The sequence below is a fragment of the Branchiibius sp. NY16-3462-2 genome (genome assembly GCF_001594145.1).
Taxonomy (GTDB): domain Bacteria; phylum Actinomycetota; class Actinomycetes; order Actinomycetales; family Dermatophilaceae; genus Branchiibius.
In genome coordinates, this window is the sequence record NZ_LVCF01000001.1 from 146,298 (window position 1) to 159,860 (window position 13,563).

The 13,563-nt window shown below is 65.4% G+C and carries 14 protein-coding genes; 7 read left to right on the forward strand and 7 right to left on the reverse strand.

From position 1 onward, the window contains the following. Positions 1-5: 5 nt before the first annotated feature. On the reverse strand, positions 6-746 hold the full coding sequence (locus AZH51_RS00640; protein WP_291520289.1) for a CDP-alcohol phosphatidyltransferase family protein: 741 nt from the start codon (positions 744-746) through the stop codon (positions 6-8). Positions 747-932: 186 nt separating this feature from the next. Here AZH51_RS00640 and AZH51_RS00645 point away from each other — a divergent pair, with 186 nt between their 5' ends. Beyond that, positions 933-2,147, forward strand: a complete 1,215-nt coding sequence (locus tag AZH51_RS00645) for a glycosyltransferase family 4 protein (protein ID WP_291520290.1) — start codon at positions 933-935, stop codon at positions 2,145-2,147. 283 nt (positions 2,148-2,430) lie between these two features. Here AZH51_RS00645 and AZH51_RS00650 read toward each other — a convergent pair whose 3' ends face one another. Continuing rightward, positions 2,431-3,414, reverse strand: a complete 984-nt coding sequence (locus AZH51_RS00650) for a DUF6492 family protein (protein WP_291520291.1) — start codon at positions 3,412-3,414, stop codon at positions 2,431-2,433. A gap of 118 nt (positions 3,415-3,532) precedes the next feature. Between AZH51_RS00650 and rfbA the strand changes: the two genes are divergently transcribed. Beyond that, positions 3,533-4,420 carry a glucose-1-phosphate thymidylyltransferase RfbA gene (rfbA, locus tag AZH51_RS00655; protein ID WP_291520292.1) on the forward strand — a complete coding sequence of 296 codons (888 nt, stop codon included), beginning with the start codon at positions 3,533-3,535 and terminating at the stop codon, positions 4,418-4,420. After that, complete coding sequence (locus AZH51_RS00660; protein ID WP_291520293.1) at positions 4,417-5,016, forward strand: dTDP-4-dehydrorhamnose 3,5-epimerase family protein; 600 nt, start codon at positions 4,417-4,419, stop codon at positions 5,014-5,016. Before rfbA ends, AZH51_RS00660 begins: the two co-directional genes overlap by 4 nt. A 13-nt stretch (positions 5,017-5,029) precedes the next feature. On the opposite strand, the gene AZH51_RS00665 is transcribed toward AZH51_RS00660, so the two are convergent. The 3 genes from AZH51_RS00665 to AZH51_RS00675 are packed head-to-tail and all read right to left on the reverse strand — an operon-like array spanning position 5,030 to position 6,799. Further along, positions 5,030-5,482, reverse strand: a complete 453-nt coding sequence (locus tag AZH51_RS00665; protein WP_291520294.1) for a PTS glucose transporter subunit IIA — start codon at positions 5,480-5,482, stop codon at positions 5,030-5,032. After that, complete coding sequence (locus AZH51_RS00670; protein WP_291520295.1) at positions 5,479-5,709, reverse strand: glucose PTS transporter subunit EIIB; 231 nt, start codon at positions 5,707-5,709, stop codon at positions 5,479-5,481. The genes AZH51_RS00665 and AZH51_RS00670 overlap by 4 nt, the downstream gene beginning before the upstream one ends. A 43-nt stretch (positions 5,710-5,752) precedes the next feature. Then, a complete protein-coding gene (locus tag AZH51_RS00675) occupies positions 5,753-6,799 on the reverse strand; it encodes an SIS domain-containing protein (protein ID WP_291520296.1) in 1,047 nt (348 codons plus the stop codon). 131 nt (positions 6,800-6,930) lie between these two features. On the opposite strand from AZH51_RS00675, the gene AZH51_RS00680 reads away from it, so the two are divergent. From AZH51_RS00680 to nagA, 3 genes are read left to right on the forward strand one after another with little or no spacing between them, the layout of a single operon-like run. Beyond that, a complete protein-coding gene (locus tag AZH51_RS00680; RefSeq protein ID WP_291520297.1) occupies positions 6,931-7,677 on the forward strand; it encodes a GntR family transcriptional regulator in 747 nt (248 codons plus the stop codon). Continuing rightward, positions 7,677-8,942 carry a PTS transporter subunit EIIC gene (locus AZH51_RS00685; protein ID WP_291520298.1) on the forward strand — a complete coding sequence of 422 codons (1,266 nt, stop codon included), beginning with the start codon at positions 7,677-7,679 and terminating at the stop codon, positions 8,940-8,942. The genes AZH51_RS00680 and AZH51_RS00685 overlap by 1 nt, the downstream gene beginning before the upstream one ends. Further along, a complete protein-coding gene (gene nagA, locus AZH51_RS00690; RefSeq protein ID WP_291520299.1) occupies positions 8,939-10,066 on the forward strand; it encodes an N-acetylglucosamine-6-phosphate deacetylase in 1,128 nt (375 codons plus the stop codon). The genes AZH51_RS00685 and nagA overlap by 4 nt, the downstream gene beginning before the upstream one ends. 13 nt (positions 10,067-10,079) lie before the next feature. Here the strand turns inward: nagA and AZH51_RS00695 are convergent, their stop codons facing one another. Next, complete coding sequence (locus AZH51_RS00695) at positions 10,080-10,742, reverse strand: class I SAM-dependent methyltransferase (RefSeq protein ID WP_291520300.1); 663 nt, start codon at positions 10,740-10,742, stop codon at positions 10,080-10,082. 263 nt (positions 10,743-11,005) lie between these two features. On the opposite strand from AZH51_RS00695, the gene AZH51_RS00700 reads away from it, so the two are divergent. Next, a complete protein-coding gene (locus tag AZH51_RS00700) occupies positions 11,006-12,193 on the forward strand; it encodes a hypothetical protein (protein WP_291520301.1) in 1,188 nt (395 codons plus the stop codon). A gap of 159 nt (positions 12,194-12,352) precedes the next feature. Here AZH51_RS00700 and AZH51_RS00705 read toward each other — a convergent pair whose 3' ends face one another. Next, entirely contained in the window at positions 12,353-13,558 is a 1,206-nt protein-coding gene (locus AZH51_RS00705) for an Nramp family divalent metal transporter (protein ID WP_291520302.1), read from the reverse strand. Positions 13,559-13,563: the final 5 nt, after the last annotated feature.

A 13,563-nucleotide genomic window follows, 5' to 3' on the forward strand; every position in this document is an offset into this window, starting at 1 on the left:
TTGCCCTAGATCGCCGACATCTCCCGATACCACTTGGCGCAGCCGACCAGGAAGTATGCGAAGTTGGCCAGCAGCAGCAGTCCGTAGACCACCACGAAGGCTGAAGGCAACGCCAACAGCAGCATGACTACGCACAACAGTCCGTAGTCATTGGGCAGCACGAGTAGCGACCGCAGGATCGGCGCGTGTTCGCCCGGATTGACCAGCGGGGTTGCGACCGCCGACTCCCCCGCCTTGGCGGCCGCGACCCGGCGCAACTGGTCGGTGAGGGTGAGGGCGAAATAGGACGATGCTGCCACCACGCCGTATGCCAGAGGGATCAGTAGCAACGCCTCATGCCGCAAGTCGAAGAACCGATACCACGACACCAGCACTGCGGCATGCAGACTGGAGACCTTCACAGCATCGACCACGTGGTCCAGCCATTCACCACCCGCTGAACCTCCGCCGCGGAGGCGTGCCAACTGGCCATCCGCCGAATCAAGTGCGTAGCCCAACGCCAGGAGCAACGCGACTGCGACGGCCATCAGGACCCCGGGATGCACCAGTGCCAGCACGAGGATTCCGGCGGCACTGCAGAGTGCGCTAAGGGCCGTTACCTGGTTGGGAGTCCAACCCCGCACGTAGGCGAGCGCCGCAAGCTGTCGCCCCAATGGTCGATTGATCCAGCGCGAGTAGCCTCCGGCGCCGCGTGCGCTCTTCTGCGCCGACGCCAGCCGACGCACGGCGTCGCTACGACTTTCCATGGTGGACATCGTCTCTGGAAGGCCTCTCACCGTCTCCTGTGAACTGAGCAACAAGAGAACCTTACGCAAATCTGGCATTTTGCAGGCAAGTTCCTGACGAACTGATAACCTTTGGCAGGCGTTTTATTTACCTTCCGTTGGGTTGACATTCGTGTCGCTCGCATGTAGAGAGTTTTGGGGTCACGCATGTTCACGCACCGACGACGCCGTCTGCTGTTCATCCATTCCTCCGACGAGCTCTACGGCGCCGACCGAGTCCTCCTGGACCAAATCCTGGCAATCCCGAACGACGTTGACGTTGAGGTGTGGTTGCCCGACGACCTCGAGCACGGTGCCTTCCCGTTGTGTCACCGCCTCGAGGAGCTCGGTGTCAGCGTGCATCACCTTCCGCTGCCCATCATGCGCAGGGCATACCAGACACCCACGGGGCTGCTGCGGCTGAGCGCGCGCAGTGCGAGCCTGGTGCAGCGTCTGCACGCGCATCGTCCGGACGTGGTCTACTGCACGACCAGCGCGACCTTCTTGGCCGCCCCCGCCGCCCGCCTGGCGCAGATCCCCCACGTGATCGGACACGTCCACGAGATGTGGAGTGACATGGATCGCCGCATCCTCGGGCCGCTCGCGCGTCATTGCGGACAACTCCTGGCGATTTCGAACGCGGTCGTGGAGAGTCTGCCTCCCGCGCTGCGTGACCGGACGGTCATTGTTCCCAACGGCACCGCCGACCCGGGCACCACCCAGCCGGTCGCCGGCGGTATCGGCCCGGTCACCTACCTGGTCGCCAGCCGGTGGAACGCCTGGAAGGGCTACGCCACTCTCCTGGAGGCGTGGCGTCATGTGTCCGAGGCCCGGCTGATCGTGCTGGGCGCTGCGCCACCCAGCGGTGCGTCCACCGATGTGCGTGCTCTCGCCGCTGAGGTCGACCACCCCGAAACGATCGAGATCGTCGGGGAGGTCGAGGACATCTCCCCCTACCTCGAGCGCGCCGACGTCATGATCGTGCCCTCCGAGCAACCTGAACCATTCGGGCTGGTCGCGATTGAGGCATTCGCCCGCTCCCGCCCAGTGCTTGCGTCCGCCGCCGGCGGCCTGTTGGACATCGTCACCGCGGAGCGGGACGGCTGGTTCTTCCCCCCGGGGGATGCTGCGGCGCTCGCCGACCTCCTCAAGCGCATCGACCGCGCTGAGGTGGCACGCACTGGTACGGCCGCGCGGGCAACGTTCGAGGCCCGCTTCACCAGTGAGCGCTACGCCGCCGACTGGTGGGATCTGGTCAATGGCGTGTCGGGCCTCGTGCCTCCGGCCCCTGCGTCACGCACCCTCGCTCATAAGATCATTCCCCCGGCCACCTGGCCGGTCCCTGGGCGGAACGTAGCCAAGTCGAAATCCCACTCGGCCTGAGCTTGCTTGTGGACGTCGAGTCATGGTGGGTCCCGGTCTGTAACGGTAATGACACAATCCCCGGTTGCTTGGCCCTTCGCGCACACCGAGAGTAAGCGCTGAAGTCAAAACGTTGGCTGATTCGAGTTCCCAAACGGTGGCACCGTTCGTTGGCTTCGACGTCATCACCTCCGGGCGCAGGCGTGGACCCCCAAAAGTCAGTCGGGGCCCGCTAGGTGCGCCGCGGGTCAAACGAGCGAACCCTCGGCCGTCCAGGTCTGACCTGTCAGGTCCGGCCCTAGCCTCAGCGGCCCTCCAGACGCCGACGCACGTCGTATATGCGCTCCGTACCTCGCGCCACAAGCATCGCCGGTACGAAGTTTCGGCGGAAGCGCTGTATGTATCGGAGGGCGGCCTGATCATCCGGAAACAACCCGCGATCTACCCAGAAGCGCGCGATCGCGGCCTGCGTAGAGGGGTCGGCGCGATGCAGCGCCCGCCGGTGCACGCCAAATACGACTGACTTACTGCTCATTGCCTTGCCAATCGCCCGAGCGACGCCAGCCTCGTTGGCCGCACTGGGCCACACGGTCGGTGACTCAACCTCAACGCCATCTGTTGCTTCTTCCAGGCCGGGACCTCGCTCCGCCATCCACCCGGAGTAGAGGAAAAACTCTAGAAGGTCATTTGATTCGAACTCCTCGGCGAAGGGGACCTTCGCGGTGCTCTCGATGTCCGCCATCATGCGCCGCACCAACTCGGTCTCGAAAACAAACGGGGTTCCAGTAGGCGGGAACCGCTGAATAGCCTGCACGATGGTGGGCTCGCTAGCGCCCAAGTACCGTAACGTCCTCTCCAGCGACTCTCGCAAGGGATGGTCGACGTATGAGTGGCTGAGACCGTGGGGGCGGCCGGTCGAACTCACGAACGACGTAGCGTGGGTGGGCGCGATGAAGTGGTTCTTAGCGTCGAACACGACGTACTGCGGGCTGTCGATGTGTCGCGCGACTATTAGCTTTGCCGCCTGCTGCGTTCTCCAACCATGCAAGTGCGGAGCGTCGATGAGTTCGCGGGTGCGTATCACCTCCACCCGGTCACTAACCGACCCGTAAGACCTCTCTAGCCCTGCAATCCGTCGAGACGACAATGGGCGAGAGCAATTATCCAGAATCACGATCCGATCAACCGCGGTCGGGTCAAGCCAGCGATCCATTGAACGCGCCTGAATATCCAGCAGCGCTACCTCGGGATCAAACACCACAGTGACGAAGGTGGGGGGCGCCGTCATGCGATTCACCATGCCATAGCGAGGGGCGACGATAGGCCCTTTCCCGACCAACGAGGCCCCCAACGGTGTCTGACGTACTGGCGTCACCTACGGACCCGCAGGCCTAGGATCAACGTCCATGAAGGGGATCATCCTTGCTGGTGGTTCGGGGACCCGGCTGCACCCGATCACCCGCGGCATCAGCAAACAACTCATGCCGATCTACGACAAGCCGATGATCTACTACCCGCTGTCGACGCTGCTGACCGCCGGGATCCGTGAGGTGCTGATCATCACCACACCGCACGACGCCGACCAGTTCCACCGACTGCTCGGCGACGGCGCCGAGTGGGGTATTGACCTGCAGTATGCGGTCCAGGCGTCCCCCGACGGTCTCGGCCAGGCGTTCCTGATCGGCGCTGACTTCATCGGCTCGGACAGCGTGGCGCTGGTCCTCGGCGACAACATCTTCTACGGTCCGGGGCTGGGCACTGCGTTGAAGGCGAACCGCTCGGTGAGCGGTGGAAACATCTTCGCCTACCGCGTGGCCGACCCCTCGGCGTACGGCGTGGTCGAGTTCGACCCGAGCGGCACGGTGCGCTCGATCGAGGAGAAGCCGGCCCAACCCCGCAGCCGGTACGCCGTGCCCGGGCTCTACTTCTATGACAACGATGTGGTGTCGATCGCCAGGACCCTTCGTCCCTCCGAACGCGGCGAACTGGAGATCACCGGCATCAACGACGCCTACCTGCAACGCGGTGATCTGACGGTCACGGTGCTGCCACGCGGCACCGCGTGGTTCGACACCGGGACCTTCCAGGGGATGATGGCCGCCGCCCAGTTCGTGCAGGCCATCGAGGAACGCCAGGGCGACAAGATCGGCTGCGTCGAGGAGGTCTCCTGGCGCAACGGCTGGTTGTCCGACGAGCAACTGGGCGACCTGGCCCGGCCGCTGGTCAAGAGCGGGTACGGGCAGTATCTCCTGCAGCTGCTGGAGGAGAAGAACGAGGCGGTGGCCTCGTCGTGAAGATCGAACCACTGCCCATCGAAGGTGCCTTCGTCGTGACGCCCCGGCAGTTCCCCGACGACCGCGGTGTTTTCCTCGAAGGTTTCCGGGGTGACCTGCTCGCCGAACAGCTCGGCCACCGCCCGGACATCGTGCAGACCAACATCTCGGTGTCCAGCCGCGGAACCGTCCGCGGGATCCACTTCGCCGACATACCTCCCGGACAGGGCAAGTACATCACCGCGGTGTCCGGATCCTTGATCGACTACGTCGTCGATATTCGCGTGGGCTCACCGACCTTCGGTCAGTGGACCGCCGTCCCCCTGGATACCGTCGAGCGTCAGGCGGTGTATCTCAGCGAGGGCCTGGGACACGCTTTCTGTGCCCTCGAGGACAACACGACCGCCGTCTACTTGTGCACCGCGGCCTACAACCCCGGGCATGAACACGGCATCCAACCACTCGACCCGGCGATCGGCCTGACCTTCCCTGACGGGATCGAGCCGCTCCTGTCGCCCAAGGACGCCGCCGCCCCCACGTTGTCAGACGGTGAGACATCGGGGCTCTTGCCGACCTACGACCAGTACACCGCTCACCTGGCCTCCCTGCGGTCCTAGCCCCTGGAGCGGCTCAGGCGTCGAACAACTCGTCCTTGGCGCGAACGTCCCTGAACAGACGCTCAACCGACCCCGCGGGCCGATCCAGCAGGACGACCGGCACGGTCCGCAGCATCCCCTCGGTCTCCCCCTCGCCGGTGATGTCGGCCGGGTTCCAGCGCACCATCGGGTCGCCCGCCTCGACCGTGTCACCCTGAGCCACCAGCACCTCGAAGCCCTTGCCCTCCAGCTTCACGGTATTGATGCCCAGATGCACCAGAACGCCCAGCTTCTCTTCGGCGTTGAGAACCACGAACGCGTGGGGATGAACCTTGACGACCGTCCCCGAGATCGGGGAGACCACCGTGGCGGGCTCCAGGATCGGCTCGATCGCCACGCCCGGACCGACCATCTCACCGGCGAACACCGGGTCGTCGACCTCTTCGATCGGAATGACCCGACCCGTGCAGGGCGCGAGCAGCTTCACATCAGGTCCTCGATGTCGTCGGCCAGGGTGTCTGCTTCCGGCCCGACGACGACCTGCACGACGTTTCCGGACACGATGACACCGTGTGCGCCGGCTGCCTTCAGTGCGGCTTCGTTGATCAACGAGCCGTCCTCGACCTCAGTGCGCAGCCGCGTGATGCACGGCTCGATCTCGACGATGTTGTCGGCACCACCGAGGCCGGCCAGGATGTCTTCTGCTTTTCCCATGATGTGCTCCTTCTCAAGCGAACTCGGATACGGAATGTCGGGATCAGTCTGGGTCCGTGGTGGTGACTTTAGCCAGACCTCGCGGGTTGTCCGGGTCCAACCCCAGGGACAGCGCCAGCGACTCGACCACCAGCTGGGCCGGGACGATCGACGCGATCGGTGACAGCGCTTCGGTCAGGCGCGGGCCGGCGACCGCGACGTCGACTGTGTCGGCGAATTCCGTCGTTCCGCCGATTCCCACCGTCGTTGCCCCACGCTGGTCCAGGTCCTGCGCCAACTCGATCATCGGCGTACTCATCGGGCCGTCGGCCGCGGACACCAGTACCGCGGACATGCCCCCGGTGACCACAGAGATCGGGCCGTGCCGCAGATCGGCGTAGGAGTAGCCGCGCACCGGGCGCAGGCAGGTCTCCTCCAGCTTCAGCGCCGTCTCCAATGCCGTGCCCATCAGGAGCCCGCGTCCGGACACCACCGCGTACGCCGAATCCTTTAGTGCCGCAACCGCTTCCGCCACTCCGGAACGCTCTGCCAGCAACCGCTCGATCTCGCCGGGCACGGTCGCCAGCTCATCGTCGTACGCCGATGGGTCACCAGACAGGGCCGTGCCCAGGACCGCCATGGCCACCGTCTGTGAGACGTAGGTCTTGGTCGCCGGCACCGCCAACTCCGGGCCGGCCTGGGTGAGCAGCCCCAGATCCGCGTCGGCCAGCAGCGGCGAGTCCGGGACGTTTGCAACGGCAATGGTCGCCGCCCCGCACTCCTTGGCCCACTGCTGGGTCTGCACGATCTCCTCGGTCTGCCCGGACTGGGAGACGCTGACCACCAGGGAGTGGGACAGGTCGAGCTTGGCTCCGTAGTGGGTTGCCACGCTGGGGGAGAACAAACTGGCCAGTACGCCGGAGTGGGTCTCCAGCAGGTAGCGCCCGTAGACCGCCGCGTTGTCGCTGCTGCCGCGAGCCACGAACAGCACCTGCTCCCGCCCGGCGTACACCTCGGCGATCCTGTCCCGCAGCGGGATCAGCGCATCCAGCGTGTCCTGCACCGCCTGTGGCTGCTGGGCGATCTCCCGCCCCATCTGGGTCTCGCGCACATCTTCCACGTCCGGTGCCCTCCGCTCCTTCTTGACGCATCCCGTCGCTCGCAGCATGATATGCGAACTGGTCCGGACCAGACCGTACCAGTCCGACGCTATCCCCGACCAGCCTTGGAGAGGAGGAATCCGTGCCGACCCGGCAGATCACCGACGGACCTGAACCGAAGTACGCGCAACTGCGCGAGGCGCTGACCGTGATGGCAACCCGTGAGTTGCAGCCGGATGCCGCCCTCCCCTCCGAGCGGGAGTTGATGCGCCGGTACGCCGTGTCCCGCGCGACCGTGCGCCGCGCCATCGAGAGTCTGGCGGCGGACGGGCTCCTGCATCGCATCCACGGCAAGGGCACCTTCGTCGCACGGCCCCGGCTGCAGTCCGACCTGCACCTTGCCTCCTTCAGCCAGGACATGACCCGGCGCGGTCTCACCCCGTCGACGGCCATCCTCACGCTCGAACTCGACACTCCCCCAGCCGAAGTCGCCGAGATCTTGCAACTGCCGCGGCATGGTCGTGCGTGGCGCCTGGAGCGCATCCGCTTCGCCGACGACGTGCCGATCGCCCTGGAGGACGGGTGGTATCCGGCCCACCTGCTGCCCGATCTGGACCAACGCGACCTGACCGGATCGCTCTACGAGGTCCTGACCACGGAGTACGAACTGGTCATCGATCACGCCGAGCAGACCCTGTGGGGCGAGCCGGCGGACGCACCGACGGCGCGGCGACTGAAGACACCGTCCAACGCAGCGCTGCTGGTCTTCCAGCGCACCAGCTTCTCAGCCGGAATACCGGTCGAGTACGTCGTGTCCCGCTATCGCGGTGACCGCTACTCGATCCATATGAGCCTCGACCGACCCGACCCCAACCCGAAGGAGCACTGATGAGTACTGCCGAGGTACCAGCGAGTTCGCCACCCGCAGCCAAGAAGAAGCGCATCAACCTGGCGCCGATCCAGAAGTTCGGCCGCAGTCTGATGCTGCCGATCGCTGCCCTGCCGGTCGCCGGTCTGATGCTGCGGCTCGGCCAGCCCGACCTATTGGGCAAGGACGGTCTTGGCTGGGACAAGGTGGCCGCGATCGTCGGTGCCGCCGGTAGCGCGCTCTTCAACAACCTGCCGCTGCTGTTTGCCGTCGGTATTGCCATCGGTATGGCCAAAAAGGCTGATGGCTCAACGGCTTTGGCCGCGGTCGTCGGTTATCTGGTCTTCAAGAGCGTCGGCGATGCGATGTCGCCCTACATCCTCGGTGAGCCCAAAGAGGGCGCCGCGCAGGAGTTGATCAACTTCGGGGTGCTGGGCGGCATCATCGCCGGCCTGGTCTCGGCCTACCTGTGGCAGAAGTACCACCGCATCAAACTGCCTCCCTACCTCGCCTTCTTCGGCGGCCGGCGGTTCGTGCCGATCATCACCGCCTTCGCCATGCTGATCATCTCGGTGCTGATGTCCTTCATCTACCAGCCGTTCAACACCGGTCTGACCGACCTGGGCAACTGGGTCGCGGAGAACGACGTCGTCGGTGGTTTCGTCTACGGCACCGCCAACCGGTTGCTCATCCCGCTGGGGTTGCACCACATCCTGAACAACCCGCCGTGGTTCATCTTCGGCTCCTACACCCCGTCTGGCACCGGTGTGCCGGTGCACGGTGACATCGCCCGGTTCCTGTCGGGTGACCCGACGGCTGGTGCGTTCATGACCGGCTTCTTCCCCATCATGATGTTCGCCCTGCCCGCGGCGGCGCTGGCGATCTGGCAGGAAGCCAAGATCAAGCACAAGAAGGCCGTCGGTGGTGTGATGCTCTCGGTCGGCCTCACCGCGTTCCTGACCGGTGTCACCGAGCCCCTGGAGTTCGCCTTCATGTTCGTCGCGTGGCCGCTCTACGTGATCCACGCCGTCCTGACCGGTACGTCACTGGCATTGGTCAACGCCCTTGGCATCAAGGACGGATTCTCATTCAGCGCAGGCCTTTTCGACTACGTGCTGAACTTCAACATCGCCACCAAGCCGTTGTTATTGATACCCATCGGCCTGGGGTATGCGGTCATCTACTACTTCCTGTTCCGGTTCGTCATCCGCAAGATGAACCTGAAAACCCCCGGCCGCGAGGATGACGACGAGGCCTCGATGGCCGAAGCGGACACCAGCGCGTGATCATCACCGCTCCCCTCGTGCTCACCCCGGCGCGTGCTCTCGCGCCGGGGTGGGTCGAGATCTCCGGCGACTCGATCGCCGCCGTCGGTGAGGGTACGCCGAACGGTCCGGTCGACGTACCTCTCACCGGCACCCTCGTCCCCGGCTTCGTGGACACCCACGTGCACGGCGGCGGCGGGGCGTCGTTCGACGCCGGCACCGCGGCCGCAGCGGCCACGGTCACCGATGCGCATCTTGCCCATGGCACCACCTCGATGATCGCCTCGCTGGTCACGATGTCGCATGAGGACATGGACCGGGCGGTGCGCGAACTAGCACTGCTGGTGGCCGACGGGCGGCTCGCGGGCATCCACCTCGAAGGACCCTGGCTCTCACCGCTGCACCGCGGCGCGCACGACCCCGTCCTGCTGGAGAACCCGTCCTCCGAACGCATCGCGCACGTGTTGGAGCTCGGGGACGGGTCGATCCGGATGGTCACCATCGCCCCCGAACTACCCGGTGGGCCAGAAGCCGTTGCGCAACTGGCGTCCGCGGGAGTCGTCGCTGCAGTAGGACACACCGACGCGACGTACGAGCAGGCCACCCAGGCCCTCGCCTCCGGGGCGACGGCGGGAACCCACCTGTTCAACGCAATGACTCCCCTGAACCACCGCGCGCCGGGAGCCGTTGGGGCACTGCTGGATTCGGACGCAGTCGTGGAGTTGATCTGCGACGGCGTGCACCTGCACCCGGCGACGATCCGCCTTGCCACCCGTCTGGCCTCGGACCGATTCGTGCTGGTGACCGACGCCATGGCGGCGGCCGCGAGCGCCGACGGGGACTACCGGCTGGGACCGTTGGACGTGTTCGTGAGGGACGGCGTCGCACGCCTGGCCGACGGCACGATCGCCGGGTCGACACTGACGATGGCCCGGGCTGTGCAGTTCTGCGTCAACGTCGTCGGGCTTCCGTTGGAGGTCGTCCTGCCCGCGGCCACCTCACGCGCCGCTGACCACCTCGGCCTCGCCCGCGTCGGCTCCATCGAGCCCGGCTACTTCGCCGACCTGGTCGAACTCTCCGCCGACCTGGACGTCACGCGCGTGATGCGCCGTGGCTCCTGGGTCGCCAGCGCACGCTCGCGTTAGCGGATCGCAAAGCTCAACTGCCCGACCGCAGACTGCGAGCCAGAATCACGTAGTGCTGCCACTGCATCGAACCAACGACGTGCCGCAACGGTCGTAGTGGCTTATGCCGCCGACTCTGATGGAACACGGGGTTAGCGCCCCGCACCGACTCCACCTCGAAACCGGCGTCGGCGAACATCTTCAGCATGCTTTTCTTGGTGAAGAACCGAACATGGGTACGGTCGAGCACGCCGATGTCCTGGTACTCCCATTCGCCGGCGATCAAGCCGGTTACCACCGGCAAGTAGCGAACGTTCGGGATGGCCGCCAACACGTGACCGCCCGGGTTCAGGTGCTCGTGAGTTGCGCGCAAGGTCCGCCACGGCTCGACGATGTGCTCGAGAACGTCGTTGAAACAGATGAGGTCAAACCGATCGTCGCGCCCCTGCAATGCTTCGGGGTAGTAACCATCGAGGACCTCATCGAAACCACTCCCCCGCGCCTTGTCCGCCTGCTGGGGTACCGGTTCGATACCCACAATCCTGGCTTCCGGCCCCAGTACTCGACGGAGGGTCGACCCAAAACCGCCGCGACCGCAGCCGACATCGAGCGCGGACCGCGAACCTAGCGGGATGTCAGGTGCGACGTCGTCGCGTCGGTTGAACGTGTAAACGTCCTGCTGCAGCATTGCTTCCATGGTGATCTCCTCGCTCGACTCGCCGCGAAGATCTCCTCGCTCAGCCCGCTGCGAAGCATAAACCAGCGGAAAGGTCAGGCGGACTTACTTGCGTGGGTTACCTCACAAATTGAGCCGCGGGCGTCTGAACCTGGTGGTCGTAGTCGCAGACAGGTGGACTGTCTTCCGGGAGGGACACTCCGACCAGCCCCCGCCTTGACTGCATGGCTTGCTGAGGAACAATCATCTGCGCTATGGGTCGTCGGCAACGTCATGTGCGGGAGATGATTCTCTATCTGCTCATCCCGGCGGCAGGGTTCCTGTCGCCGCTTTTGGTCATTCCGGCGATCACCTCGCGCTTTGGCGTGGCGGGGTGGACCGGAATGGCGTTGGCCCAATCGCTCGGTGGAGCGATTGCCATAGCCACAGAGATGGGCTGGGGTGTCGTCGGTCCACAGCGCGTTGCGGGGATGTCCAGACGGGACGGTATCGCGCAGTACCGATTGTCCCTGACTTCGCGTCCCTTAACCGCCATCCCAGGAATGGTCTTGGCCGCAGCACTAACAGGGTGGCTGGTCGACGACCATGCAGTCGCAGCGGCGATCCTGGCCGCCGCGATGGCCTCCCAGGCGATGACCCCCCAGTGGTACTTCGTCGGCATCGGACAACCTGTTGCCGTCCTGTGGTCCGAGTCGCTGCCCAAGGCCCTGCTCGCCCTCATCTCGGCGATCGCTATTCTCGCGGGCGCTCCATTCGTCACCTACAGCTTGCTGATGTGCCTAGCGATGCCAATTGCGCTCATCGTCGCGCGGTTGATCATCGGCCCTGAAGCACGATTGCGCCGCTCTGACTGGGCAGCCGCGACGACCGCTAGTCGCCAGCAACTCATTATCGGGTCCAGTCGCGTCGTAAGTGTCGCGTACACAGGGCTTCCGGTAACGCTGGTCCAGATCGCCGCTCCTGAAGCCACGCCAGTGTTCGCCGCGACCGAGCGATTGATGCGGATGGGCGTGCTTGTGCTCTATTCCGTGCCATCGCGGCTGCAGAGCTGGATTGGCGGAGCGGATGTTGGCGAACGCGCGGGACGGGTGCACCAGGCACAACGCATCTGCCTTCTGATGGGAGTGCTCGCTGGTGTTGCGTACGCCGCCCTAACACCAACTGTCAGCCGACTGATGTTTTCGGGTGCCGTGAACGTCCCTTACTCAGTCTCGTCAGCATCCGGGGTGTTGTTGGCAGTGATCTGCACCTCGATGGGCCTTGGCCTCTCGATGGTCGCTACAGGTCAGGCCAATCTCACCATTGCCGCAATCATCCCCGCCGCCATCGTGGCGCTGAGCACCGTTGGCGTGATGGCGATCCACTTCGGCGCGACCGGCGCCGTGATTGCCGAGATCGCCGCAGAACTCGTAGGCGTGGCCATCCTGTGGTACTTGTTGCGTCGGCACGCCAGGCGGCACGCGGCTTCGTAGAATCCCCATTGCGTCAGACGCCACAACCGGTAGTCGCTCGCGCCATTGGCGAAGCATGCCCTGACCTCCTCGCCGAGTCTCTTCGGAGGGCGCCACCAGATGCTCGTCGGTCTGACAACCGTGAGCTGCGCTTGGAGCCTTCCGGGCTGGCTTGGTTGGTCAACGCTGCACCAGCGTGACCGCGACCAGCGCCGCGTTGAGGATCCCCACGAGACCCACCGCCCCCCAGGCAAATGTCGTCATGACGTTGCCGTTGACGTGGTCCCCCATCAGCGCCCGGTCGGAGGTAAAGAGGGCCAGCGGGATCAGTGCCGCCAGGATGCCGAGAGACAGCACAACCTGTGAGGCGAGCAGACCGGTGACCGGGGAGACACCAGCGGTGATCAGAACGAGGGCGGGAAGGAGGGTGATCACGCGGCGCAGGTACGGCGAGACCCGCCTGCGCAGCAAACCGGCCATGATCGTCTCCCCGGCAGCCGTGCCCACCGCGGTCGAGACCAGGCCCGACAGCAGCAGCGCCACCAGGAACGCGATCGTCGCCCCGTGACCAACGCGGGTGGTGATCGCCCCCGCGATGGTCCCGAAGTCGTCGTCCTGCTCACCTGCCAGCGCACCTGCCCCGAAGAGCAACATCGAAACGTTCACGGCTCCGGCCAGCATCATTGCTTTGGCCACCTGCGACCTGATGTGGTGCGGCCGCTCGGGATGATCGGCCCCCAGCCCGGAGTGCAGATAGATGGCGTGCGGCATGATCGTGGCCCCGACGATCGCGGCCGCGAGCAGCACCTGTTCGTTCCCACCGACGGTGGGCAGCAATCCCTTGGCGGCATCGACGGTCGCCGGTGGTGCCGTGACCATCCCGAGGACGAAGGCCGCTCCGATGATCAGCAGCGAGGTCGCCGCCACCGCTTCCAACGCGGCCTCGCCCAGCCGGTCCCGCAACGCCAGAATCGCCATTCCGATCGCGCCAGCCGCTAGCGCAGCCGCCAGCATGGGCACGTCGAAGAGGAGATGCAGTGCGACCGATGCCCCGATGACCTCGGCGAGATCAGTTGCCATGGCGACGATCTCGGCCTGCGCCCAGTAGGCACGCCGACCAACAGGTCCCAGCCGCTCCCGTATCAGCGAAGGCAATGACTGCCCGGTCGCCGCACCCAACTTGGCCGACAGGTACTGCATCGGCGCGGCCACCGCACTGGCCAACACGACGACCCACAGCAGTGAATATCCGAACCGGGCCCCTGCGGAGGTGTTGGCCGCGATGTTGCCCGGGTCGACGTACGCAATGGCTGCCACGAACGCGGGACCGAGGGTCAGGCTGCCCCTGCGCCACCGGCGCAGGGGCAGCGGTATTGAGTCAGACATGGTCG